Source organism: Amycolatopsis sp. 2-15, from assembly GCF_030285625.1.
Lineage (GTDB): Bacteria > Actinomycetota > Actinomycetes > Mycobacteriales > Pseudonocardiaceae > Amycolatopsis > Amycolatopsis carbonis.
Genome location: NZ_CP127294.1, coordinates 6,804,588 through 6,827,368, shown reverse-complemented (window position 1 = coordinate 6,827,368; position 22,781 = coordinate 6,804,588). Strand labels below are relative to the sequence as shown.

Genomic DNA, 22,781 nt, shown 5'->3' with positions numbered 1-22,781 from the left:
TCGGGGACCGCGCCCACGGACCGGGGTCAGGCGAGGTACTCCGCGGCCGCGCGCAGGCTCACGTACGAGCCGCTGAACGTGTCGATCCGCGGACCCGGGCCCGACGGTCCGGGCACGCCGGTCTCGACGCGGATGTAGTCCACATCGGACAGTTCCGCGAGGAAGGCGAGCACCGCCGGATGCCGGTGGGCTTCCCGGGTCACCACGACCACGCTCGCGAACTCACGAGCCCGGGCACGTACCGAGGCGGCGTCGGCGGGGGACACGGTCAGCGCCGAAGTTCCCGGTACCAGCTCCGTCAGGTGCGGGCCCAGGCCCCACGGCATCGGCCCGGCCGCGATCGTCGGGTCGGTGCTCACGTCGACGACCAGCGGCGCACCCGCCAGCCGCGGCGAGCCCTGGATCCGCAGGGCCGCGCGAGCCGCCGAGATGCCCAGCGCGTAGTCGACCGGCTGCAGCTCGGCGGGCGTCGGCGAGGTACCCAGCGCCGCCGTGCGGGCCGCTGCGTCCGCGAGCCGTTCCGCGGACAGCGTCCCGTCCGAAACCGCGGCCACGATCGCGGAGGTGATGGCGTCCAACGTGTCCGCCTCGAACGCCGCCCCGCCGATGCACAACGCGTCGGCACCGGCGGCCAGCGCGCGGACAGCGGCGTTGCCGAGCCCGTCGTGCCGGCCGTAGGAGCCGGAGACCGCGCCCATCTCCAGCGCGTCCGTGATCACCGCGCCGTCGAAGCCCAGCTCGCCACGCAGCACGTCGGTGAGCGCGACCCGGTTCAACGTCGCCGGTTCTTCGCCCCACGCCCGCACCACGAGGTGGCCGGACATGATCGACCGCACGCCCGCCGAGATCGCCGCGGCGAACGGCACGAGCTCGATCTCCCGCAGTTCCTGAGGCGTCCGAGGCAGCACAGGCAGCGCGACGTGCGAATCCTCCGTTGCTGCACCGTGGCCGGGGAAGTGCTTCGCGCACGCGGCCACGCCGTACTTCTGCAGCCCCGTCACGAACGCCGCCACGTGCGGCGACGCCTTCGCCGGGTCCGACCCGAACGCGCGGACCCCGATGATCGGGTCCTCCGCCGCGAGCGTCAGGTCCGCGCACGGCGCCAGGTTCACCGTCACGCCGCACGCGGCCAGCCGCTCGCCGAGCGCCGCCGCGACCGCCGTGGTGAGCTCCGGGTCGTCGGCCGCGCCCAGCGCGAGCGAGCCGGGCACGAAGGAGCCGGTGTTCACGTCGAGGCGAGTGACGTCGCCGCCCTCCTCGTCGATGCCGACCACCACGTCGTCGCGTTCGGCCCGCAGCGCCGAGGTCAGCGCCGCCACCTGCTCGTCGTCGACCACGTTGCGCCCGAACAGGATCACGCCGCCGAGGCCCTCGCCCAGACGGCGCCGCAACCAGTCCGGCGCCGTCGTGCCCGCGAAACCGGGCAGCAGCACCGCTTCCGCCCAATCCCGAGGATCAGACATCGCTCACCCCTTCACCGCGCCGGCCGTGAGGCCGGACACCAGCTTGCGCTGCACGATCAGGAAGAAGATCAGCGCCGGGATCGCGTACACCACCGAAGCCGCCATGATGCCGCCCCAGTCGACCGAGAACGCGGTCTTGAACGACGAGAGCCACACCGGCAGCGTCTGTTTCGGCTTGTCCTGCATGAACACCAGCGCGAACAGGAACTCGTTCCACGCGGTGATGAAGCTGAACACCGACGTGGTCACCAGGCCCGGGCCCAGCAGCGGCAGCGTCACGCGACGGAACGCGCCCGCGCGGCTGCAGCCGTCGATCATCGCGGCCTCTTCGAGGTCGTACGGGATGCCGTTGATGAACCCGTAGAGCATCCAGACGGTGAAGGGCAGTGACGTCGCGAAGTACACCAGCAGCAGCGAAGGCAGCGTGTTGAGCAGCCCGAGGTCGCGCATCAGCAGGTACATCGGGATGAACAGCGCCGAGAGCGGCGCCAGCTGCGCGACCAGGATCAGCAGCAGGAACCCCTTGCGCCCGCGGAAGCGGAACCGCGCGAGCGGGATCGCCGCCAGCACCCCGACGACCAGCGCCGCGAGCACGGCCCCGAGCGTGACGATGAGGCTGTTGCTCAGGTAGGTCACGAACCCCGGTTTGGTGAGCGCCGACGCGAAGTTCGCCAGCGTCGCGGAGGTGGGGAACAGGTCGTACTTCGGCGAGAGCACCTCGCCCGGTGTCTTGAGCGACGTGGTGAACATCCAGTACGTCGGGAAGAAGAACAGCAGCGCGACGAGCACGCCCACCACCGAGAGCGTGACCCGCTGGGTCAGGGACTTCCTCATGCGAGCTCACCGTCCTTCGAACGAACCAGCAGCTGCACGTACCGCCCGGTGACCAGCAGCAGGAGCACCAGCATGATGGTGGCGATCGCGGCGGCCGAGCCGAAATGGCTGCCCGCGATGCCCTTGAGGTACTGCAGGATCGCGAGCGTCGTGCTCGCGCCGTCGGGCCCGCCCTGGCGGATCGCCCAGACCTGGCCGAACATGTTGAAGTCCCACAGCACCGACAGGAACGTGACCATCGTCAGGATCGGCCGAATCGCGGGCCAGCTCACCGCGCGGAAGGTCTGCCACGGCCCGGCGCCGTCGATGCCCGCGGCCTCGTACTGCTCCCGCGGCACGCCGAGCAGGCCCGCGTACAGCGTGAAGGCCACGAACGGCACGGCCTGCCACAGCACCAGCAGCCCGATCACCGCGAGCGTGCTCGCGCCGGTGGAGAACCACGAATAGCCGATGAACGAGTGGAACCCCAGCCGGTCCAGCGTCTTGTTCAAAATCCCGTACTGCTGGTCGAAGATCCACTGGAACACCGTGGTCGTGGCGATCACCGGCACGGCCCACGCGAGCACGAGCGAGATCTGCAGGATGATCCGGACCACCGGGTTGAGGTGGCGCATGAGCACCGCGATGACCAGCGCGACCAGCAGTGTGGCCGCTACCAGCAGAGCGGTGAACACGACGGTCCGCACGGCGACCGACCAGAATTCCGGGTCGGTCAGCTCCTCGGTGTAGTTGTCGAACCCGATCCACACGGCCTTGCCGGTCACGAGCTCGTGCAGGTCGAGCTTGCGCAGGCTGATGCCGAGCATCTGGATCGTGGGCCAGCCGAGCAGTACCAGCACGGCGACGAGAGCGGGCAGGAGGAGCAGGTACGGCATCATCCGCTCGCCGATCCCGACCCGGCGCCGCGGTTTCTCCGGAGTGACGCGCGCCGATGCCGGCGGGGTCGCCCCCGCCGGCATCGGCACGACTTTCGTGGCGGTCATCCGCCGATGATCTTGTCGAGGGCGGCGTTGGCGTCAGCCGTGGCCTGGTCGATCGACTTCTTCCCGGTGAGGTACGCGGTGAGCATGTCCTTCAGCGGGTTCTGGCCCGCCTCGACTTCACCCCACTTCGGGCTCGTCGGCACCGCGCGGCCGTTCTTCGAAGCCTTGGCCATCACGCCGCCGAGCGGGTCCTTGTCCAGCGCGCTGGTGTCGGTGGAGGTGCCCGGCACGTAGCCGGCGGCGGCCAGCTGGCTCATGTACTTGGTGCTGGTGAGCAGCTTCAGGTAGTCCTTGGCGAGGTCCGCGTGCTTGCTGTTGAGCGGGATCACCAGGTTCGAGCCACCGAGGAACACCGGGGCCGTCTGGCCTGCGGTCTTGCTCGGGATCGGGAACGCGCCGGTCTTGTCGGTGATGCTCGGGTCGGTCTTCGCGGCCGTGGCGACCTCCCCCGGCGTGCCGATGAACATCGCGACCTTGCCGCCGCCGTAGATGCCGGCCTGCTGCGGGGTGGCCTCGTCGTTGTCCTTCGGGGCGGTGGTGCCGGAGGCGTCCACGAGCTGCTTGTAGAACTCGAGGCCCGCCTTGGCGCCGGCGGAGTCGAGGGTGGACTTGAAGCCCTTGCCCTGCGCCTGGGCGACGTCACCGCCGTTGTCCCAGATGAACGAGAGCAGCGTGTACCAGTACTGACCCGGCAGGTAGAGCGGCTGGAAGTCCTTGTCGCTGCCGAACTTCGCCTTCAGCTTGGCGATGTCGTCGAGCCACTCCGCGTTCGAGGTCGGCGGCGCGGTGATGCCGGCTTGGGCGAACATGTCCTTGCGGTAGAGGACCTCGCGGTTGGCGGCGTAGAACGGCACGCCGTAGGTCTTGCCGTTGAACTCGCCCGAGGCCTTGAGCCCGGCCAGCCACTGCGCGCCGTTGAGGCTGTTGACGTCGGCCGACAGGTCGGTGAGTACCTCGTCGGAGGCGAACGCCGGGGTCTGGGTGTTGCCGACCTCGATCACGTCGGGCGGGGTGTCACTCGCGAGCGCGGTGGTCAGCTTCTGCTGGATGCCGTTCCACGGCTGGATCTGGTAGTTCACCTTGACCCCGGCGTGGGCCGCCTCGAACTCCTTGTTGAGGGCACCCGTGAGGCTGTCCGGCGCGGAGCCGTCCATGAGCCAGACCGTGAGCGTGCCACCGTCCGAACCGCCCGAGCCGGACGCGGTGTCACCGCCGCCCGAACCGGCACACCCGGCTGTCGCGAGGGTGAGGGCGGCGGCACCCGCCGCCAGTTTGAGCCAGCGCTTCACTTGTCTGTCCTTTCGGTGTCCGGCCCCCAGGCCGGTCGAGTGACAAATGGTGTAGACCAATGTTGAGCAGAGTGGTCCGGACCACAGCTGGTGTCAAGCCGGTTGCCAAGACGTTGTAAATGCGACGGGGAGTTTGACGCTGCGTGTCCGGGCGGTTACCGGTGCGCGGCGCAAAGGTGCAGGTGGCGCACCGGAAAACCTTTACCGGGCAGGGTTTGTCTCTCCGTGGCGGTTGTTCGTGAAGACCTCGCCGGAGTGCGCGACGCGGACAGAAGCTGTCCGCGAGAGGCGACCGGGGCCGGTCCAGTGGTACGGGCTGGTCCGCCTGGCGGGCGGGCAGCGGGAAATCGGCGAGGCGGGGGGCGACGACGAGAGCGGACCTCGCCCCGCGAGCGTACGGAAGCCCGCGATCGATGTTCGGGCGGGCGAGGCCCGCTGTCCGGGACATCGTGAAAACGCCTGCCGCGCATAGGGGCGGCACACGGAAAGGCCCCGCCCGGCGGAGTGCCGGGCGGGGCCTTGGTGCGCTCCCCGAGCGGGTTGGGGTCGACCGTTAGGCGGTGGACCGAGCGGCGCTGGAAGGTTCAGTGCTGGATCGTGAAGGGGCTGGATCGGTCAGTGCCGGACCGGTCAGTGGTTGACCTTGAACCACGGCTGCGACCAGCCGAGGTAGGTCTGGCCCCACTTGCTCTTGATCTCCGAGATCGTGGTCTGGGTGTAGGTGCCCACGCCGTGGATGTCGTTCGACAGGAACTGGCCGCCGCCGATCGAGATCATGGTGTGGCCCGCGCCGCCGTTGGAGAAGAAGGCGAGGCCGCCGGCCGGCACGTTCTGGTCGCCGGCGTGCTTGTACTGCGCGGGGATCTGGGTCCAGTGCACGTACGCGGTCTCGGAACCGCTGGCGGAGAACCCGTAGTTCTGGGCGTTGATGCGGTCACACCAGCCGTCGTAGGACGCGATGTTGGTGGTGTGCACGCGGGTCTTGGCGTAGGCGACGGCCTGCGCGCAGGTCTTCGCGTCACCGAGCCCGGTGGTGGAGCAGGTGCTCTGCGGCGGCGTCGGGACGCCGGTGCAGTCCGGGGCGATGCGGCCGTCGGAACCGGTGTAGACGTAGGTGTCGGTGATGTAGCCGCCCTTGGCGGCGACGTGGTCCCAGATGTTGCTGGTGCCGTACTTGCCGGTCACGGTGTCGCCGGTGGTCTGGCAGTCGATGACCACGGCGGTGCCGTCGGCGATGGTGCCGACGGAGCTCGCGCCGGTGCCGGGCGCTGAACGCACGGTGAGCGGCGCGCCGGAGTCGGTGTGCACGGTGCCGCTCGCGTCGGCGGCCAGCGCCGGCGCGATGCCCGACAGCGTCAGCGCCGCGGCGAACGCGACCAGGCCCAGCGTGCGTTTCGCGATTCTCATCTTCGGTCCTCCTGATCCCCAGTGGGTGTGGTGACCAGGTTCGCCCGAGCCGATACACGCGCCGTACAAATGCGTTCGCAGCGGCCGTGAACCCCGGACATTCCGGGCGTACGGTCAGCCCTTGCGGGGGTTGCCCGACTTGCGCCGCGGCACGTAGTCGCGGCTGTCGCCCTGGATCAGCCGCGAGCGCAACGTGGTGAGCAGCTCCGAGGTCCGGTTGGCGTGGTCCTCGTCGCGCGAGGCCAGCCCGAGCAGCAGTGCGTCGGCCAGCACCTCGGCGCTGAGCATCTCGCCGGTGAAGTTGCTGGGGGAGTGGGTGGCCTGCAGAGCCACGGCCACGCGGTCGCCGAACACGGGTGCGAGCGAATCGGTGATCAGCAGCGTGCGCGCGCCGACCTCGCGCGTGCGGTCGAGCAGCACCTCGATGTCGCCGAGGAGCCGGCTGGGCAGGAACAGCACCACGACGTCGCCCTCACCGAGGCCGAGCAGGTCGTCGGCGAGGCGGAACCCGGTGGCACCGCTGGCGCGGGCGCGCCGGCCCATGCGGCCCAGGCGCAGCGCCACGTACCCGGCGAGGAAGCTCGACGGGCCGATGCCGAAGGCCAGCACCTCGCGCGCGCCGGCGAGCAGGTCCACGGCCCGCTCGAAGTCCTCCTCCGAGACGAGGCGCCAGGTCTCGGCCAGCCGCTCCGTCGCCTCGGTGAACACTCGCGCGAGCACGGTCGTGGGCGCGCCGGTCGGCTCGCCGATCTGGCGGTGGCGCAGCTCGATCGACGGGCTGGTCTCGGTGACCACCTGCCGGGCGAGGTGCTGGCGCATGTCGGCCAAGCCGCTGTAGCCGAGCGTCTTGGCGGTGCGGACCACGGTGGCGTCGCTCGTGCCCGTGGCCGAGCCGATCTGCTCGGCGGTGGCGAAGATCGCCTCGCGCGCGTGGTGGCGCAGGTACTCGGCGACGGCGCGCTCGGCCCGCGACATCCCGGCGAGGCGGCCGGTGATCCGCTCGGTGAGCGAATCGCCGCCGTCGGCGGGGGTGGCGTCGTCGGGCATCGGATCACTCTCCTGTCGGCTCGCCTGCATCGTAGTGGTCCGCGGTGCCGCCGTGTGCGGGACCACAGTGGACGGTGTGGCGCGCCCCGGTGATCCGCGGCGCGGGTTGCCCGCCGGGAATGGTGTGGCCAGGGTCCTCATTAGTCATTTTTAGTGACTAATTCGGCCCGAGGAGCCGACGATGTCCGTGATCGAGCTGACGACCTTCACGGTCCGTCCCGAGCGGACCCAGGCGATGCTGGCCACCCGCCCGGGCATGGTGGAGGCGTTCCGCCGGGACCGGCGCGGCTTCGTGTCCGCGCGCCTGGTGCGGGTGTCGGCGGACACCTGGCTGGACTTCGTCGAGTGGACCGACGACACGGCGTGGGACGCCTCGCGCGCGAAGGGGGCGAACCAGCCGGAGATCGCCGCGTTCTTCGCCACGCTCGACACTCTGGTGAGCTCCGAGCGGGGCGTCCGCTACGACGACCCGGCGGGTGCGAGGGTCCGGACCATTGCGTATGGGCCGTCGCCGTCGCAGGTGGGGGAGCTGTACCTGCCTGCGGGAGCCGGACCGTTCCCGGTGGTGGTGCTCGCCCACGGCGGGTTCTGGACCGCGCTGTACGACCGCCGCCAGCTGACCCGCCTGGCCGACGACCTAGTCGCGCGCGGGTACGCGGTGTGGAACGTCGAGTACCGCCGCCTGGGCGAACCCGGCGGCGGCCGGCCGGGCACGTTCACCGACTTCGCCGCGGCGGTGGACGCCGTCGCTACCCTCGACCCGGCCCTCGACGTCTCGCGCGTGGTCCTCGTCGGCCACTCCGCCGGCGGCCAGCTCTCGGCCTGGGCCGCCGGCCGTTCCGCCCTACCCGTTTCCGCGCCGGGTGCGGGCCCGAAGATCACGCCGGTCGCCGTCGTGTCCCTCGCCGGCGTACTGGACCTGCGCGGGGCGGCCGACGCCCGCCTCGGCCGCGAACTGGCCGACCCTGACTTGCCCGCCCCGGCCGGCGCCCCCGTCGCAGCGGATCCCGCATACGTGCCGGCGGTCGCCGCCCTCGCCGGCGACGGTCTGGTCCCCGCTCTCCTCGGCGGCACGCCGGCCACTGTCCCGGACCGCTACGCCCTCGCCACCCCGGTCGACACGGGCGCCCCCCTGCTGGTCGTCCACGGCGACGCGGACGACATCATCCCGGCGGCCCAGGCCCGCAGCCCGTACGCGGACCAGACCTTCAACGTCGCGGGCGCGGGTCACTTCGAGGTGATCGACCCGGCGAACCCGTCGTGGGCGCGAGTGGTGACCTGGCTCGAGACGAAGCCGGCGCGCTGATCGGCGGGGGAGCTCGGCCGGGTGACGCGGGCCGGTCGCTATTCTGCCGGGCATGACCACCACACGTCCGGCTTTGCGGGGGTTGCCCGGGTTCGTGCTCGTCGTGCGGTTCTGCACGGAGCTGGCCCTGCTGGCGGGCCTGGCGGTCGCCGGGGCGCGGCTGGGCGGGAGTGTGCTGCTGAACGTCGTCGGCGGAGTGCTGTGGCCGGTGCTGGCGGGGGCGATCTGGGCGCTCGTGGTGGCCCCGAAGGCGCCGCGGCGGGCGCCGGAGCCGACACGTTTCATCCTGGAGTTCGCGTTGTTCACGGCGGCGGCCGTCGCGCTGGCGGCGTCGGGGCTGCTGGTCGTGGGGATCGTGCTCGCGGTGGTCGGTGTGGCGACGGCGGTCGCGGTGCGGGTCTTCGCCAAGGGGTCCTAGCTGCCCACAGCCGTTGACCGCCGCGACACCGGCTAGTCGAGCCGGTCCAGCACGTCCAGGTCGGCGCGGGTCAGTGAGTTCGTGGTGATCGCCAGCTCCGTCAGCAGGTTGTGGTTGAGCGAGTTCCCGATCGGCTCCGGCACCTCTGTGCGCTTGAGCCCGCGCACGCCCTGGCCCGAGAGCCGATCGCGCACGGTGGCGATCACGCGGTCGACCTTCCGCACGTCCCACTCGCCGCCGGGTTCGAGCTCGCCCATGATCTCGGCGACGTGGCCGCGGCTCATGGGCTGCGCCGGGACCTCCCGCCGTAGGTACTGCTGGCCGAGCACCGTGAGCACGAGCCGCTGGGTGGTGGTGAGGTCCCACTGCCGGCCGGGCAGGGTCGGGCCGGTGACGGGCATCGGGCGGTTGTGGTCGGGCGCGTTCACGCGGACCTCGAGCGGGTGCTTGCGCCCGCCCGAGCCGACCACGAGCAGCGTGGTGAAGCCCGCCGGCAGCGGTTCAGGCTCGTCGTCGGAGTGCAGCAGCCGCGTGGGGGAGAACTCGATCGGCGTGTGGCCCGAGTTGCTCAGCAGCCACCAGCCCCGCCGGTACGTCAGCGCGCCGTGCTCCCGGCTCACGCGCGGGTCGTCCTCGCCGACCTTCACGCCGTCCGGGCCGGGCTGCCGGCCGAACGGCAGCCGCGCGTACTCGGCGGGCAGTACCACGGCCGTGCCCGCCAGGCCGCGGACCACGACGGCGCCGGGTGTCTCGGACGCGGGGTCGTCAGCGGGGAAGGAGGTCACCTCGGGTCCTCTCGAATCGGGGACCGGTCCCGTCGCAGGCCGGTACGGTGCGCGCATGGATCTTCGCACCACAGCCCGGGCGGGCGCCGCCCCCGTGGCCGTCGCGGCTCTGCTCGCCGCCCTCTCCGCGTGCGGGAGTGACCCGGCCCCCGTGGCGTCGACACCGTCGACGTCCGCACCCGCATCCTCCTCCTCGGTCGCCCCGCCTTCGACCTCGGTGCCCGACCGTGAGCCTCACACCCTCGTGCTCAACGCGACGGGCGAGGGCAAGCTGACCCAGATCAAGTACACGCTCGACGGCGAGACGAAGCAGACCGGCGCGGTGGCTCTCCCGTGGCGCCAGTCGCTCACCGTGCCGGCCGACGGCAAACCGCACCAGTGGACGCTCGAGATCTCCTACGCGGGTGGCACGAAGGGCACCGTCGACATGTTCTCGATCATCGACGGCAAGGAAGGCATCCACACGGGCGCCGGCAGCGCGGGTTCGCCCGGTTCGCACATCAGCGGCAGCGCGTCCGTCGGCGGGACCGTGCAGGGCTGAGGGACCGGCGCTCACACCGGTCCGGCGTCGTGGGTCCACCAGTCGATCAGCGCGAACGGATCGTTGCCGCGGTGGGCGATCGTCTCGATGCCCGTCGCGTCGTCCGTCCACTTGAGTACACGCTCGCCGCCGGGATCCTCGGTCGCGCAGGAGAGCCGGCCCGTGCGGCCGCCGCGTGAATACGGCCGGTCGCCCGAGAAGTCCTTCGGCAGGCTCGTGCACGCGGCGTCGCTGTCGCCGGTGCTGTTGAACACCTGCCGCATCGTCGCGGCGTCGGGCAGCTGGTAGTAGACCACCAGCCCGGCGCCGCTCGTCCGTCCACACGCGACGGCGGCGACCGCGTTCACCGCACCGAGGTCCTGCCACTTCTGGTCCGCGGACGGGCGCACGCAGTTCAGCCGCGACTGCGGTGGCACGTGCTGCAGCAGCGCGCGCTCGGCGTCGGTGGGGAACGCCGGCGTGGCGTGGGTGTTCACCTCGCTCACGATCCGGCTCAAGGGCGCGAGGTGCCATTGCGACCACCACCCGCCGGCGGCCTCAGTCGAGGAACCGGTGACGTGGCCGATCATCGAGAACGCCTCGAGGCTCCAGTCCATCGCGACCGTGCCCTCGGGACCGGGGTGGCACAGCACCTGCCCGAGGTCCACGCTGAGCCAGTCGAACCGCGTCGTGCCGAGGAAAACGCCGCCCGGGCACCCGCTCCCGCTGGGTGCCTTCGCCGCGCCGACGAGACCGGTGAACGCCGAGCGCAGCGCCGGCAAGCCGGCGAACCGGAAGTACGACACCTGGCGCGCGCCCGTGCCCTGCGGCGTGCACGTGATCCCCGCGACGGCACCGGGATACGCGTCGAGGTCCGCGGGTGCCGCGCGCCGGCACGCGGAGCCGGCGGCGACGTCGAGCAGAGCCTTTTCGTCCAGGGTGGGAAACGCGGCGGGCGCCCAGTCCGTCCAGCCGGCCCACGCCTTGCGCAGCGCGGCGCCGTCGGGCGCTTCGGCGCGGGTGAGGGTGCGGGCCTGGTCGTCGGTCCAGACCACGGTGGCGGTGCCGTCGCGGTCCTGGCACAGCACTCGCCCGCGCGCGGGCCCGGTCGCGGGGTAACGGTGTTCGCCGCCGGCCGCGGTCGCGCAGTCGCCCTGGTCCGCGTCGACTCCCGCGCGCGTGACGGCCTCGGCGTACGCGGCCGTGACCTGCTGCGAAGTCGCGTAGAGCGCCGTGGTCGCCGCCTGCCCGGACGCGCCGCGGCACGTCACCGTGGCGGTCGCGCCGGCCACGGGCTGGCTCGCCGCGGCGCACCCGTCGCGCAGGGCGGTGGGCACGCGAGCCAGTGTCGAGTCCGCGGTGCCCGGCGAACCGCCGGTGGTGAACCACAGCACGAGCAACGCCACTACCACGAGCGCGGCGGCCGGGATGCCCGCCACCTGCCAGCGGCGCTTGCGGCGCCCGGCCCGTTCGGCGGCCCGGGTCGTGGCCACGAGGTCGTCGACGAGCTCCGCGCAGCTCCGGTGCCGCTGGGCCGGATCCCGGTCGAGGGCCCGGCGCAACGCGGCGACGCCAGGGTGCGCGAAGTCGGCGTGGTGGTGCGGCGGACTGCCGGAAAGGCATTCGTAGAGCACGCACGCCAGCGCGTACACGTCGGCGGCCGCGCCGACCGGCCGGCCCTCGCGTTGTTCCGGGGCCGCGTAGTTCATCGTGCCCAGGAACGCGCCGGTGGCCGTGAGCCGCGTGAGGTCGAGGTTGCGTGCGATGCCGAAGTCGCACAGGTACACGCCACCGGTCGCGTCTTCGAGCAGGATGTTGCCCGGCTTCACGTCGCGGTGCACCAGGTTGCTGGCGTGCGCGGCGTCCAGCGCCGCACCGACGCCGCGGCCGATCGCCACGGTCTGCTCGAACGACAGCGCCCCACGTCGGTGGATGAGCCGCGCGAGGTTCGTGCCGAGCACGAACTGCATCGCGAGGTACCCGAAGTGCCCGTCGGCGGAGAACCCGGCGTTGTAGGACGCGACGATGTGCGGGTGGTCCAGGGCCAGCGCGATGCTCGTCTCGCGCTCGAAGCGCTTGCGGAACCCCGGCTCGGCCACGAACTCCGGCCCGACGACCTTGAGCGCCACGGGCCGCTGCGCGACGAGGTCGTAGGCCTCGAAGACCTCGCTCATGTTCGTCTTGGCGAGCTGGCGCAGCAGCCGGTAGCGGGGCAGCCGGCCGGTGATGTCCGGCCGGTCGAGCGTCGGTGCTTCCGTCTCGTCCACTTCTTCGTCCCCCGAGGTGCGCCGACGGAGCTTAACCGGTGGCGCGCGGGTACCGCTCGGCCTGGCCGCTTGCGGCCGCGCGCCAGGGTTGCGCCCCGCGCGGCGGTGGATGAAACTCCGGACCATGCCGAGCCCGTTCAGCGCCGAAACCGGCGAAGCGATCCAGCACGCGCGTCAGCACTCCGTCGGAGACCTCCTCCGGCGCACGGCCGCGCGGTACCCGGACAAGCTCGCCGTGGTCGACGGCGAGCGGCGGCTGAGCTTCGCGGAGTTCGACGCGGCCGTGAACCGCTGCGCCCACCGCCTCGCCGAGCGCGGCCTCGGCAAGGGCGACCGGCTCGCGCTGCTGAGCCACAACTGCCTGCAGTACGTGGTGCTGGCATTCGCGACGGCCCGGCTCGGCGTGGTGCTCGTGCCCGTCAACTTCATGCTCGGCGCCGACGAGATCGCCTACATCCTCGGCCACGCCGGGGTGTCCGGGCTGGTCACGGAAGACGCGCTGCTCGCCACCGGGGCCGCGGCGCTGGAGCGCGCCGGGCTCGGGGACGTGGTGCGCGGCCGCCTCGGCGGCAGCGCCGAAGGCTGGGAGGACTGGGAGGACGTCAACGCCTGGATCGACGGCCCGGGCGACGAGACCGACCCCGGTGTGGCCGTCGCCGACGACGACCCGCTGCGGCTGATGTACACCTCCGGCACCGAGTCGCGGCCGAAGGGTGTGCTGCTCTCGAGCCGTTCGCTGATCGCGCAGTACGTGTCCTGCGTGATCGACGGCGGCATGAGCGCCGACGACGTCGAGGTCCACTCGCTGCCCCTGTACCACTGCGCGCAGCTGGACTGTTTCTTCTCCGTGGACGTCTACCTCGGCGCCACCAGCGTGATCCTGCCCGGCCCGGACCCGGCAGCGCTACTGGCGGCCGTCGAGCGCGAGCGTGCCACGAAGCTGTTCGCGCCGCCGACGGTGTGGATCTCGCTGCTGCGCCACCCGGCGTTCGACACCACCGACCTCTCCAGCCTGCGCAAGGGGTACTACGGTGCGTCGGCGATGCCGGTCGAGGTGCTGCGCGAGCTGGCCCGGCGGCTGCCGGACGTCGAGTTCTGGAACTTCTACGGACAGACCGAGATGGCGCCGCTGGCCACGATCCTGCGCCCGCATGAGCAGCTGCCGGAGGCCGGCTCGGCGGGCCGCGCTTCCCTCAACGTCGAGACGCGCATCGTCGACGAGGACGGGCGCGAGCTGCCGCCGGGGGAGATCGGCGAGATCGTGCACCGCAGCCCGCACGCGACGCTCGGCTACTACGAGGACGAGGAGAAGACGGCCGCCGCGTTCGCGGGCGGCTGGTTCCACTCCGGCGACCTCGGCGTGCTCGACGACGAGGGTTACCTGTCCGTGGTGGACCGCAAGAAGGACATGATCAAGACCGGCGGTGAGAACGTGGCCAGCCGCGAGGTGGAGGAAGCCCTCTACCGCCTGGACGGTGTGGCCGAGGTCGCCGTGTTCGGCGTCGCGCACCCGCGGTGGATCGAAGCGGTGACGGCGGCCGTCGTCCCGCGCGAGGGCGTGGAGCTGACCGCCGAGGCAGTGCTCGCCCACGCGCGTGAGCACCTGGCCGGCTACAAGTGCCCGAAATACGTGGTCTTCACCGACGCGTTGCCGAAGAACCCGAGCGGGAAGATCGTGAAGCGCGCGTTGCGCGACACCCACACGGACCTGGCCGCGGGGGAGCAGGGCGCTCAGTCGTCGGGTGCTGTGAGGTAGCGCTGGGCGACGGCCTTGTTGTAGCGGCTCAGCAGCGAGCCGAAGGAGCGCAGGTCCTCTTCGCTCCAGTCGCCGAGCAGCTCCGCGGACGCGTTGCGGCGGCGCGACTGCGTCACGCGCATGCGGTGACGGCCCTCCTCCGTCGGCGTGAGGATGCTGCGCCGGCGGTCGGCGGCCGAGGGGCTGCGCTCGACGAATCCTTTGCCGAGCAGCACCGAGCCCTGCCGGCCGACGGTGGACGGGTCTAGACCGAGTGCCCCGGCGAGCGTTCCGACGTCCGCCGCACCCAGTTCGTCCAAAGTGCGCAGCAGCAGGTACTCCGCTTGGTCCAGTTCGGCGTAGGCGTCGGTGCGCCGCCGCAGCAGCTCGAAGTTGCGCACGAGCACCGCGGTGGCCAGTTCGAGCACGTCGAGTGTGTCGCCGGTCTCGGCGAGCCGATCCGCCAGCTTCGAGGCTGCGAAAGTCGTTTCGATCACTCGGACTCCAAACCCCTGTATGACACCGGTATTTATCGGTATCATACCGGTGATCACTCCGAACGCACGGGAAGGCGGGTTTTGTGCTGCCCACGGCCAGGGAGTTCCGCGACAGGGTCGTCGCTTCCGATCCGGGTCTCAACCGGTTGAGATCGGCCGGTTCCGCGACCATCGGCATGGCCAGCGCTCTGGCGGTGGAGTACCTCGTCGCCAAGCTCACCGGCGCCGACGCCATGGGCACGCTCACCTCGATGCTGCTCGGCGCGGTCGTCGGGATGATGGGCGCGATGGCGCTCGGCGACGGCAGCCGGTGGGTCAAGACCCGCACGGCCGCGTTCTTCCCGGTCGCGCTCGGCACCGGCATGACACTCGGCGTGCTCGTCGGCGACAACGCCAACCTGATGCTGGCCGTGTTCGTGCTGGTGATGTTCATGTCGGTGTACGTCCGCAAGTTCGGCGGGCCGTTCTTCTTCTACGGCTTCATGGGCTGGATGGGCTACTTCTTCGCCGCGTTCCTCCACGCGACGTTCGCGACGCTGCCGAGCCTGCTGCTCGCCGTGGTCGTCGCGAGCGCGTGGCTGCTGCTGCTTTTCGTCACCGTGCTGAAGACCAACACCACGAGGACCCTTCGCCGGGTGCTGCGGGCGTTCGACGCGCGCGGCCGGGCCGTGGCGCGCGCGTGCGCCGACCTGCTGGCCAACCGCGACCCCAAGCATGAGGCGCGGTTGCGGCGCCGGCTGCAGCGGCGCCAGGCACGCCTGGGTGACACGGCGCTGATGGTCGAAGGCTGGTCGGCCCAGCCGGGCGCGGTGCCGCGCGGACGTTCGGCGGCGTTACTGCGCCGGCAGATGGTCGACGCGCACCACCTGCTCGACGAGCTCGCCACGGCCGCGGACTCGTTGCTGCGCAGCGGTTCGGGCCTCACCGTGCTCGCCGCCGAAGTGGCCGATCGCCTGGCCCGCCGCGACGACCGCGGCGCGAGCGAGGTCGCCTACCGGCTGGCGGGGCACGCCGAGGGCACCGGCGGTGCGGCGGGCGGCTGGTGGCCCGCGCGGCACTTCGCGGCGGCGGCCCTGGAAGTCGTGGCGGTGTTCGACGCCGCGCCGAAACCCGAGGAGATCGCGGCCGAACCGGTGGACGACTTCGAACCGGCCGTCGGGCTCGCGTTCGGCAACCTGCCCGGCTCGCCCGCCGCGGCGGGCGACGTGCTACCGCGGCAGTCGAAGTGGAACCCGTTGGCACGGCTGGACTTCATCACGCGCCAGGCGGTGCAGAGCGCGATCGCGGGCGGGCTCGCCATCCTCATCGGCAAGGAGCTGTCCTCGGCGCGCTACTACTGGGCCGTGCTGGCGGCGTTCTTCATGTTCACCGGCACGGCCACGCGCTCAGAGACGTTCATCAAGGGCTTCAACCGCGTGCTCGGGACGCTGGTGGGGCTGCTCGCGTCGGTCGGGTTCGCCGAGCTGACCGCGGGCAACACCGCCGCCGTGCTGGTCACGATCTGTGGCGCGATGTTCTTCGGCTTCTACCTGATCCAGATCTCGTACGCGTACATGATCTTCTTCGTCACGATCATGGTCGGGCAGCTCTACAGCGTGCTCAACGAGTTCTCCGCGGGACTGCTCCTGCTCAGACTCGAGGAGACCGCGGCCGGCGCCGTGGCGGGGCTGGTCGTCGCGGTGCTGGTGATCCCGCTGTCCACCCGGGACACCGTGCGCAACGCGCGGAACAACCTGCTGACGGCCCTCGGCGACATCCTCGAGGCCGCGGCCGAGCGCCTGGAGCACGGCAAGGCCGTGGACCTGCAGCCCGACTTCGACGCCCTCGCCCGCGCCCTGGACCACCGCCGTTACCAGCTCGCGCTCGTCGCGCGGCCGCTGACCCGGCCCATCCTGGGTGGCACGGATTCGCCGAAGCTGCGGCACCGGCTTTCGCTCTACGCGGCGCTGGCCACACACGGCCGCGCGCTCGCCGTCGCGGTCCGCTGGCCGGAAGGCGCGTGCAGCGCGCACCCGGAAGGCCCGGTCGCGGCGTGCACCGCGCTGGCGACGGCGGTGGCGGAACTGGCCGCGACGCCGGTGGGCGAGCCCACCACGGCGGTGCGCGGTCCACTGGCGAGCGCCGACGTGGCGTTGTTCGCGTACACGCCGGCCGCGCCGGGGGGTCGGGCGAAGGATCCGGTGTTGCGGGCGTTGAGCCACCTGTACCTGGTGCTGCGCGACCTGACGGCCACCGGGCCGGCCGACCTGCGTCCCGCACCGGGGCTCGTGTCGCCGGGGCCGCGGCTCTACCGGCAGATCCGGGCGGGCCTGCCGCCGCTGCCGGCCCCTGTGCCGACGTCCGTGCCGACCTCGGTGCCGACCCGGGAAAACTGACGTCCGCGCACGAACCGTGCCCTCCGCGACCTTCCTCCGGGACCGGTCGGCGCTTTTCGGGCGGCGGAGGGGCTATCACTCTTCTCCTGGGGATTTCCGGGAGGAGGGCTCTCATGGCCGCGAAACCGAGCCAGACCGTTCAGCTGTGCCGGTGCGTGTGTTCGGTACTGGGACACCACCACGCGGTGTGCGACGAGCTCGCCGTGCCGGGTGCGACGGTCGCGCTGGTGTCCGGCACCGACGTGCGGGCGGTGCCCGCGTGCCTCGGCTGCCACCAGGCCGTGAACCAGCGGCTGGCGCGCCACTGAGGTCGGGCGGGGTACTACGCTTTCCGGGTGGCGCGACGGAAGAACCCCGCGGTGGACCTGCCCGAACACCCGCGGCTGACCCTGCCGCCGCGCACCATCCTGCGCGACAGCGTGTACGAGGCGCTCAAGTCGATGCTCATGGACCTCGATGTCGCGCCCGGCAGCCGCCTGTCGATCGACGGCATCGCCCGCCGCCTCGACGTCTCGCCGACCCCCGTGCGCGAGGCCCTCACCAAGCTCGAGTCCGACGGCCTCGTCGCGACCCGGCCCAACGCCGGCTACGTCGTGGCCCCCGTCCTCGACGAGACCGAGCTGTCCCACCTGTTCGACGTCCGCGTCCTCCTGGAACCCGAGGCCGCCCGCCTCGCCGCCGGTGCCGCCTCGAAGGCCGCGGTCGCCGCCCTGCGCTCCGCCTGCGCCGCCATGACCGCCCAGCCCGCGGGCGACGACTACCACGCCTATCGCGACTTCGCCGTCCTCGACGCCCGCCTCCACCGCGTCATCGCGGAGGCCTCGGGCAACCCCCTGATCGCCGACACCCTCGCCCGCCTCCACCCCCACACCCACGGCTACCGCCTGTACTTCCGCGTCGGCATCGCCGCCGAAACGACCCGCGAACACGCGGCGATCGTCGAAGCCATCGCCTCGCACGACGGCCCGGCCGCGGCGTCCGCGATGCGAACGCACCTCGACCGCTCGCGCGCGCGGCTGCACAGCGCTTACGACACCGGGGCTGAGCAGTCCGAAGAGGACTGACCGGGGGAAGTCAGTGGGCACGCGCTTGCTGGGTGCGACGCCCACCATCGCGGGTCGCGCGGCGGCGAGTGCGAGAATGCCGGCGCGCTTCGTGTCCGGTGTGGCAGGAGCAGCCGGCTGACCGCACCGGATTTTCGGTAGCCGGCGACCCGCCGAGTGCTGCTAGGTTCGCGGCAGTCGTCCGGGCCCGCATTGGTTCGGGCCTTACCTTCCCCCGGCGTGCGTGGCTTGCCCCGTCGGGTGGCGAGAAGGACTGGTCATGTCTCGCGCCGGTGGTTATCGGTCGCTGTGGGGTACGCGTGGTGCGGCTGTGTTCTTCGTGGCCGCCGCGGTGGGGCGCGTGGGAATTGCCATGACGGGGCTCGGCCTGGTGTGGCTGGTGCAGGCGCGCACCGGGTCTTACGGCGCCGCCGGTCTCGCGAGCGGTGGGTTCGCGCTCGCCGAGGCGCTGGTGGGGCCGCAGGTCGCTCGGCTCGTCGACAAGTTCGGGCAGGCCCGGGTGTTGCCGCTGTGCCTTGTCGGGCACGGCGGCGCGATTGCCGTGGTGCTGGGGGCCTCCGGCACCACAGCGGAGGTCGTCGCCGCGAGTTGTGCCGGCGCGGTCGTGCCGCAGCTCGGTGCGCTCTCCGGGGCGCGGTGGGCGTACCTGTTGCGAGAGCGGATCGACGAGTTGCCCACCGCGTTCTCGCTGGAGTCGCTGGCCAACGCCACGGCGTTCCTCCTCGGGCCGGTCCTGGTCACCTCGCTCGGCGCGGCCGGACACCCGGAAATGGCCACTGCGGTAGCCGCCGGGTTGATTCTCGGCGGGGGAGCGGTGCTGGCCGCCCAGCGCCGGACTGCACCCGAGCCCACGCCGGCAGTCCACACCGGACAGAGCCTGTTCCGCCGGGCTTTCGTACGGATCGCGCTGATGAACCTGGCCGTCGGCATGTACTTCGGCACCACGCAGGTCTCGGTGAGCTCCTTCGCCTTGGGCCACGGCGCCCCGGCCGCACCGATCGTCGCCGCGGCCAGTGTCAGTGGGCTGCTGTCCGGCTGGGTTTACGGACTGCGCGGCCATCGCACCCCCGCCCGGCAGCAGCTCCCGAGAGCAGCCGCCTTCCTCACCGGTGCGTCCCTGCTGCTTCCCCTCGCCCCCAACGCATTCTGGCTCGCGGCCGCCCTCGCACTCACCGAGGCGGCGATCCCGCCCACGCTCGTCCTGCTGAACGTCGAGACCGAGAAGGCCGTCCACGGCACCGCGCTCACCCAGGCGTTCACCTGGAACAACTCGGCCAGCGCAGCCGGTTCCGCCCTCGCCGCGGCGCTGGCCGGACGAGCCGCCGACGCCTGGGGCACCTCTGCCGCGCTGGCGCTGGCACTGGTCTCCGCGGCCGGTCTCCTCGTGTTGACTAGGCCACCCGGCGCTCGTCCATCGCGTCGCGGTTCCACGGGATGCCCAGGCCCGGCGTCTCCGGGGCGACGGCGTGCCCGTCGGCGATCGTCATCTCGGCCGTCGTGATGGCGCGCAGCTGCGGGATGTGCTCGACGTAGCGGCCGTTGGGAATCGCGGCGGTCAAGCTGACGTGCAGCTCCATCAGGAAGTGCGGGCACACCTGCACGTTGAACGCCTCCGCCAGGTGCGCGACCTTCAGCCACGGCGTGATCCCGCCCGACGCGCGCGACGTCGACCTGCACGATCGACGCGGCGCTGCGGTGCAGGTAGTCGCGGAACTGCGCCACGGAGTACAGGGACTCCCCGACGGCGATCGGGATCGGCGAGGCGGTGGACAGCCGGGCGTGGCCGGCGACGTCGTCGGCGGGCAGGGGCTCCTCGAACCAGAACAGGTCCACTGCCTCGAACGCCCTCGCCCGCCGGATCGCCTCGGCGGCGGTGAGGGACTGGTTGGCGTCCACCATCAGGTCGAACCGCGGTCCGACGGCCTCGCGCACGGCGCCGAGCCGTTCCAGGTCCTCGTGGGCGGTGGGCTTGCCGACCTTCACCTTCACCCCGCCCCAGCCCGCGGCCGCGGATTTCCGGGCGCCCGCGACGAGTTCGTCGGTGCTCAGGTGAAGCCAGCCGCCTTCGGTGTCGTAGAGCGGCACACGCGAGGCGAACCCGCCGGCGACCCGCCACAACGGCTCACCCGCTCGCCGGCACTTGAGGTCCCACAACGCCGTGTCCACGGCCGCGAGCGCCAGCGACGTGATCGCGCCGACGGTGGTCGCCCGGGTCGAGGCGAACAGGTCGGTCCAGACCGCCTCGATCCGGCGCGCGTCCTGGCTGATCAAGCGGGGCAGCAGGTGGTCGCGCAGCAGCGCGAGCACGGCCGTGCCGCCGGTACCGATCGTGTAGGAGTAGCCGAGCGCGGTGCCGCCGTCGTCGGTGGCCAGCTCGACGAACACCGTCTCCTGCTTGAGGAACGCCTGTACGGCGTCGGTGCGCTGCTGCTCCACCTCGAGGTCGACGAGAAACGCCTCGGCCTTCACGGCCACCGTCACGCGGTCCTCCTCGCTGACTCGGCAGGAACAGTGCATGATCCTTTAGGAAAGTGCACCGATGAGTTTCCGGGCCCGCACCGGTCGGTACGGGAAACGACCACGGAGGTGCGTCATGGGCAAGCTGCTCTACTCGGCGGCGATGTCGCTCGACGGGTTCATCGCGGGACCCGGCGGCGACATGCAGTGGGTCACGGAGTTCTTCGGTCCGAACCCGGAGATCGACCGGCTCGTGGCCGACATCGGCTCGCTGCTCGTCGGACGTCGCACGTACGGCGGCGACGACCCCTACCGCGGTACGGAAGCCGAGGGCAAAGCCTTCGGTGGGGCCTGGGAAGGACCGCAGTTCGTGCTCACGCACCGGCCCGCCGAGCCGGCGCCCGACGTGACGTTCGTCGACGACCTGCGCCACGGTGTCGAGCTGGCGAAGGCGGCCGCGGGGGAGAAATACGTGAACGTCCTCGGCGCGACCGTTGCTCGCGCGTGCCTCGATGCCGGGCTGCTGGACGAGATCCTCGTTTCGATCCTGCCTGTGCTGCTCGGCGACGGGGTCCGGCTGTTCGAGCGGCCCGGCGGCGATCCGGTTCGGCTCGAGCGGAAGTCGCAGACCGAAGCGCCGCTCGCGACGAACCTGTGGTTACGCGTTGTCCGCTGAGGAGATCAGGCCGGTGAGGACGGCCTCCGTGAGCCGGCGCAGCCGCGGCGTGAACTCGACGACGCCGTGGCCCAGCCGCGGGTCTTCGCGGTAGAGCTGCGCGAGCGTCTCGGGCGGGTGCGAGATCTGCCAGAACGAGGCGGCCAGCGCCGTCACGGCACCGACGACGTGACGCCCGCCCGCCGCACCCAGCCCGGGCAGCGTTCGCGTGAAGAGGGCGGCGATGTCCTTGACGGCTTCCAACGTGGAGAGCTTGAACGCTCGCACCGAGTCCAGTGACACGTGCCGTTCGAGGGTCAGCGGCGCGTGGGCGAGCAGGTCGCAGAACAACGGCCGTTCGTCGAGCGTGCGCGCGATGACGTCGGCGACCTCCGCCGGTGTCGCGTCGGTGGTCCCGTCCAGTGCCGCGTGCAGCCCGGCGGCCCAGTCATGCCAGCACTCGGCCGTGAGGTGCAGGTAGATCTCCTCGCGCGTCTCGAAGTACCGCAGCAGCGCGGACTTGTGCACACCGACTTCACCGGCGATGTCCCCGAGTGTCACCGACCGCACCCCGTCGCGGGTCGCGAGCGCGCGCGCCGCGGCGAGGATCGCGTCGCGGCGCTGCTCCTTGTGCTCGGGGCGCCGCGCCCGCTGGAAGTCGGAGGTGACCACGTCTGCAGATTACCGCAACGCCGTTGTGTTGTTAAGAGAACGGAGTTGCGCTAACTTGGTGGAGCGGGGATCGGTCCCGCGGAGGCGAGAGGGAACGAACGATGGGCAAGGTGTGGCTGGTCACGGGCGGCTCGCGCGGTCTGGGCCGGGCAGTGGTGGAGGAGGTCCTCGCTGCCGGTAACGACGTGGTGGCGTCGGCTCGCAACGTCGACTCTCTGAAGGACCTGGACGAGCGCTACGGCGACCGCCTGGTGCGCTTCCCGCTTGACGTGACGGAACCGGCACAGGCCGAAGCCACCGTCGCCGCGGCCGTGGAGCGGTTCGGGCGGCTCGACGTGGTGGTGAACAACGCGGGCTACGCGAACATGACCTCGGTCGAGGAGGTCGATCTGGCCGACTTCCGCGCGCAGGTGGAGACAGTGTTCTTCGGCACCGTGCACGTGACCAAGGCGGCGCTGCCGGTGTTCCTGGCCCAGCGCTCGGGCCACTTCGTCCAGGTCACGTCGGTCGGCGGCCGCGGCACCGCGCCCGGCATCTCGGCCTACCAGAGCGCGAAGTTCGCGACAGAGGGCTTCTCCGGGGTGCTGAACGACGAGGTGTCGGGCCTCGGGATCAAGGTCACCATGGCCGAGCCGGGCCTGATGCGCACGGACTGGTCCGGACCGTCGATGGAGATCCGGTCCTACAAGCCGGAGTACGAACCCACGATGGGCCCGCTGATCGAGCACCTGCGCAGCAAGCGGGGCATCGAGCCGATCGACCCCGCCGCGGTCGCGCGCGTGTTCCTCCAGGTCGTGGAGATGGCTGAGCCGCCGCTGCACCTGGTGCTCGGCAGCGACGCCGTCGGCCTGATGCGGACCGGGATGGCGAAGCTGATGGCGGAGGACGAGCGCTGGGCCGAGCTCGGCCGGTCCGTCGACTTCGCGAGCTGAGCCAAGCCAGGCCCCGTCGGCCCGGGGTTTGACCGGCAGGCGAAACCGGCAGATCCAGGGCGTCACGCCGGTAGG

The 22,781-nt window shown here is 71.7% G+C and carries 20 protein-coding genes and 2 pseudogenes; 10 read left to right on the top strand and 12 right to left on the bottom strand.

Annotated features, from left to right (window positions below):
* Nucleotides 1–26 precede the first annotated feature (26 nt).
* From QRX50_RS33780 to QRX50_RS33755, 6 genes are all read right to left on the bottom strand, one after another.
* Nucleotides 27–1,463: a glycoside hydrolase family 3 protein gene (locus QRX50_RS33780; RefSeq protein WP_285967160.1), complete on the bottom strand. Its 1,437-nt coding sequence runs from the start codon at nucleotides 1,461–1,463 to the stop codon at nucleotides 27–29.
* Nucleotides 1,464–1,466: 3 nt separating this feature from the next.
* Nucleotides 1,467–2,297, bottom strand: a complete 831-nt coding sequence (locus QRX50_RS33775) for a carbohydrate ABC transporter permease (protein ID WP_285967159.1) — start codon at nucleotides 2,295–2,297, stop codon at nucleotides 1,467–1,469.
* A complete protein-coding gene (locus QRX50_RS33770) occupies nucleotides 2,294–3,280 on the bottom strand; it encodes a carbohydrate ABC transporter permease (RefSeq protein WP_285967158.1) in 987 nt (328 codons plus the stop codon). The genes QRX50_RS33775 and QRX50_RS33770 overlap by 4 nt, the downstream gene beginning before the upstream one ends.
* Nucleotides 3,277–4,569, bottom strand: a complete 1,293-nt coding sequence (locus tag QRX50_RS33765) for a sugar ABC transporter substrate-binding protein (protein ID WP_285967157.1) — start codon at nucleotides 4,567–4,569, stop codon at nucleotides 3,277–3,279. The genes QRX50_RS33770 and QRX50_RS33765 overlap by 4 nt, the downstream gene beginning before the upstream one ends.
* A gap of 630 nt (nucleotides 4,570–5,199) precedes the next feature.
* The gene (locus tag QRX50_RS33760; RefSeq protein WP_285967156.1) at nucleotides 5,200–5,976 is read right to left on the bottom strand and encodes a hypothetical protein; all 777 of its coding nucleotides are present in this window, start codon (nucleotides 5,974–5,976) and stop codon (nucleotides 5,200–5,202) included.
* Nucleotides 5,977–6,090: 114 nt separating this feature from the next.
* Nucleotides 6,091–7,023 (bottom strand): MurR/RpiR family transcriptional regulator, encoded by a 933-nt coding sequence (locus QRX50_RS33755; protein WP_285967155.1) that lies wholly within the window; start codon nucleotides 7,021–7,023, stop codon nucleotides 6,091–6,093.
* A gap of 181 nt (nucleotides 7,024–7,204) precedes the next feature.
* Between QRX50_RS33755 and QRX50_RS33750 the strand changes: the two genes are divergently transcribed.
* Both QRX50_RS33750 and QRX50_RS33745 read left to right on the top strand, forming a co-directional pair.
* On the top strand, nucleotides 7,205–8,329 hold the full coding sequence (locus QRX50_RS33750) for an alpha/beta hydrolase (RefSeq protein WP_285967154.1): 1,125 nt from the start codon (nucleotides 7,205–7,207) through the stop codon (nucleotides 8,327–8,329).
* 52 nt (nucleotides 8,330–8,381) lie between these two features.
* Entirely contained in the window at nucleotides 8,382–8,747 is a 366-nt protein-coding gene (locus tag QRX50_RS33745; protein ID WP_285967153.1) for a DUF2568 domain-containing protein, read from the top strand.
* A 32-nt stretch (nucleotides 8,748–8,779) separates the two neighbouring features.
* Here QRX50_RS33745 and QRX50_RS33740 read toward each other — a convergent pair whose 3' ends face one another.
* On the bottom strand, nucleotides 8,780–9,532 hold the full coding sequence (locus QRX50_RS33740) for an FHA domain-containing protein (RefSeq protein ID WP_285967152.1): 753 nt from the start codon (nucleotides 9,530–9,532) through the stop codon (nucleotides 8,780–8,782).
* 55 nt (nucleotides 9,533–9,587) lie between these two features.
* Between QRX50_RS33740 and QRX50_RS33735 the strand changes: the two genes are divergently transcribed.
* A complete protein-coding gene (locus tag QRX50_RS33735; RefSeq protein ID WP_285967151.1) occupies nucleotides 9,588–10,073 on the top strand; it encodes a hypothetical protein in 486 nt (161 codons plus the stop codon).
* Nucleotides 10,074–10,084: 11 nt separating this feature from the next.
* Here the strand turns inward: QRX50_RS33735 and QRX50_RS33730 are convergent, their stop codons facing one another.
* Complete coding sequence (locus QRX50_RS33730) at nucleotides 10,085–12,319, bottom strand: serine/threonine-protein kinase (protein WP_285967150.1); 2,235 nt, start codon at nucleotides 12,317–12,319, stop codon at nucleotides 10,085–10,087.
* 124 nt (nucleotides 12,320–12,443) lie between these two features.
* Between QRX50_RS33730 and QRX50_RS33725 the strand changes: the two genes are divergently transcribed.
* Entirely contained in the window at nucleotides 12,444–14,075 is a 1,632-nt protein-coding gene (locus tag QRX50_RS33725) for an acyl-CoA synthetase (RefSeq protein ID WP_285967149.1), read from the top strand.
* On the opposite strand, the gene QRX50_RS33720 is transcribed toward QRX50_RS33725, so the two are convergent.
* Nucleotides 14,051–14,551: a MarR family winged helix-turn-helix transcriptional regulator gene (locus QRX50_RS33720; protein ID WP_285967148.1), complete on the bottom strand. Its 501-nt coding sequence runs from the start codon at nucleotides 14,549–14,551 to the stop codon at nucleotides 14,051–14,053. The two genes, QRX50_RS33725 and QRX50_RS33720, sit on opposite strands and share 25 nt — an antisense overlap.
* 176 nt (nucleotides 14,552–14,727) lie before the next feature.
* On the opposite strand from QRX50_RS33720, the gene QRX50_RS33715 reads away from it, so the two are divergent.
* The 4 genes and pseudogenes from QRX50_RS33715 to QRX50_RS49885 all read left to right on the top strand — a co-directional run.
* On the top strand, nucleotides 14,728–16,926 hold the full coding sequence (locus QRX50_RS33715) for an FUSC family protein (protein WP_285967147.1): 2,199 nt from the start codon (nucleotides 14,728–14,730) through the stop codon (nucleotides 16,924–16,926).
* Nucleotides 16,927–17,039: 113 nt separating this feature from the next.
* Nucleotides 17,040–17,234, top strand: a complete 195-nt coding sequence (locus tag QRX50_RS33710; RefSeq protein WP_285967146.1) for a hypothetical protein — start codon at nucleotides 17,040–17,042, stop codon at nucleotides 17,232–17,234.
* Between the two features lie 27 nt (nucleotides 17,235–17,261).
* Nucleotides 17,262–17,990, top strand: coding sequence for a GntR family transcriptional regulator (locus QRX50_RS33705; RefSeq protein ID WP_285967145.1), 729 nt, complete (start codon nucleotides 17,262–17,264; stop codon nucleotides 17,988–17,990).
* A 259-nt stretch (nucleotides 17,991–18,249) separates the two neighbouring features.
* A pseudogene (locus QRX50_RS49885) lies at nucleotides 18,250–19,122 on the top strand (MFS transporter); the annotation flags it as partial.
* Nucleotides 19,123–19,381: 259 nt separating this feature from the next.
* Here the strand turns inward: QRX50_RS49885 and QRX50_RS49880 are convergent.
* On the bottom strand, nucleotides 19,382–19,585 hold the full coding sequence (locus QRX50_RS49880; protein ID WP_353074178.1) for an enolase C-terminal domain-like protein: 204 nt from the start codon (nucleotides 19,583–19,585) through the stop codon (nucleotides 19,382–19,384).
* A gap of 121 nt (nucleotides 19,586–19,706) precedes the next feature.
* A pseudogene (locus QRX50_RS49875) lies at nucleotides 19,707–20,507 on the bottom strand (mandelate racemase/muconate lactonizing enzyme family protein); the annotation flags it as partial.
* A gap of 76 nt (nucleotides 20,508–20,583) precedes the next feature.
* Between QRX50_RS49875 and QRX50_RS33695 the strand changes: the two are divergent.
* Nucleotides 20,584–21,123, top strand: coding sequence for a dihydrofolate reductase family protein (locus QRX50_RS33695; RefSeq protein WP_285967143.1), 540 nt, complete (start codon nucleotides 20,584–20,586; stop codon nucleotides 21,121–21,123).
* Here the strand turns inward: QRX50_RS33695 and QRX50_RS33690 are convergent.
* Nucleotides 21,106–21,774, bottom strand: coding sequence for a TetR family transcriptional regulator (locus tag QRX50_RS33690; RefSeq protein WP_285967142.1), 669 nt, complete (start codon nucleotides 21,772–21,774; stop codon nucleotides 21,106–21,108). The two genes, QRX50_RS33695 and QRX50_RS33690, sit on opposite strands and share 18 nt — an antisense overlap.
* A 101-nt stretch (nucleotides 21,775–21,875) precedes the next feature.
* Between QRX50_RS33690 and QRX50_RS33685 the strand changes: the two genes are divergently transcribed.
* Nucleotides 21,876–22,706, top strand: coding sequence for an SDR family NAD(P)-dependent oxidoreductase (locus QRX50_RS33685; RefSeq protein ID WP_285967141.1), 831 nt, complete (start codon nucleotides 21,876–21,878; stop codon nucleotides 22,704–22,706).
* Nucleotides 22,707–22,781: the final 75 nt, after the last annotated feature.

What these genes read in the sequence shown, in the direction of transcription:
- QRX50_RS33780 (WP_285967160.1), bottom strand. Translation starts at nt 1,463, where the DNA reads ATGTCTGATCCTCGGGATTGGGCGGAAGCGGTGCTGCTGCCCGGTTTC.
- QRX50_RS33775 (WP_285967159.1), bottom strand. Translation starts at nt 2,297, where the DNA reads ATGAGGAAGTCCCTGACCCAGCGGGTCACGCTCTCGGTGGTGGGCGTG.
- QRX50_RS33770 (WP_285967158.1), bottom strand. Translation starts at nt 3,280, where the DNA reads ATGACCGCCACGAAAGTCGTGCCGATGCCGGCGGGGGCGACCCCGCCG.
- QRX50_RS33760 (WP_285967156.1), bottom strand. Translation starts at nt 5,976, where the DNA reads ATGAGAATCGCGAAACGCACGCTGGGCCTGGTCGCGTTCGCCGCGGCG.
- QRX50_RS33755 (WP_285967155.1), bottom strand. Translation starts at nt 7,023, where the DNA reads ATGCCCGACGACGCCACCCCCGCCGACGGCGGCGATTCGCTCACCGAG.
- QRX50_RS33750 (WP_285967154.1), top strand. Translation starts at nt 7,205, where the DNA reads ATGTCCGTGATCGAGCTGACGACCTTCACGGTCCGTCCCGAGCGGACC.
- QRX50_RS33745 (WP_285967153.1), top strand. Translation starts at nt 8,382, where the DNA reads ATGACCACCACACGTCCGGCTTTGCGGGGGTTGCCCGGGTTCGTGCTC.
- QRX50_RS33735 (WP_285967151.1), top strand. Translation starts at nt 9,588, where the DNA reads ATGGATCTTCGCACCACAGCCCGGGCGGGCGCCGCCCCCGTGGCCGTC.
- QRX50_RS33725 (WP_285967149.1), top strand. Translation starts at nt 12,444, where the DNA reads ATGCCGAGCCCGTTCAGCGCCGAAACCGGCGAAGCGATCCAGCACGCG.
- QRX50_RS33715 (WP_285967147.1), top strand. Translation starts at nt 14,728, where the DNA reads ATGGCCAGCGCTCTGGCGGTGGAGTACCTCGTCGCCAAGCTCACCGGC.
- QRX50_RS33710 (WP_285967146.1), top strand. Translation starts at nt 17,040, where the DNA reads ATGGCCGCGAAACCGAGCCAGACCGTTCAGCTGTGCCGGTGCGTGTGT.
- QRX50_RS33695 (WP_285967143.1), top strand. Translation starts at nt 20,584, where the DNA reads ATGGGCAAGCTGCTCTACTCGGCGGCGATGTCGCTCGACGGGTTCATC.
- QRX50_RS33685 (WP_285967141.1), top strand. Translation starts at nt 21,876, where the DNA reads ATGGGCAAGGTGTGGCTGGTCACGGGCGGCTCGCGCGGTCTGGGCCGG.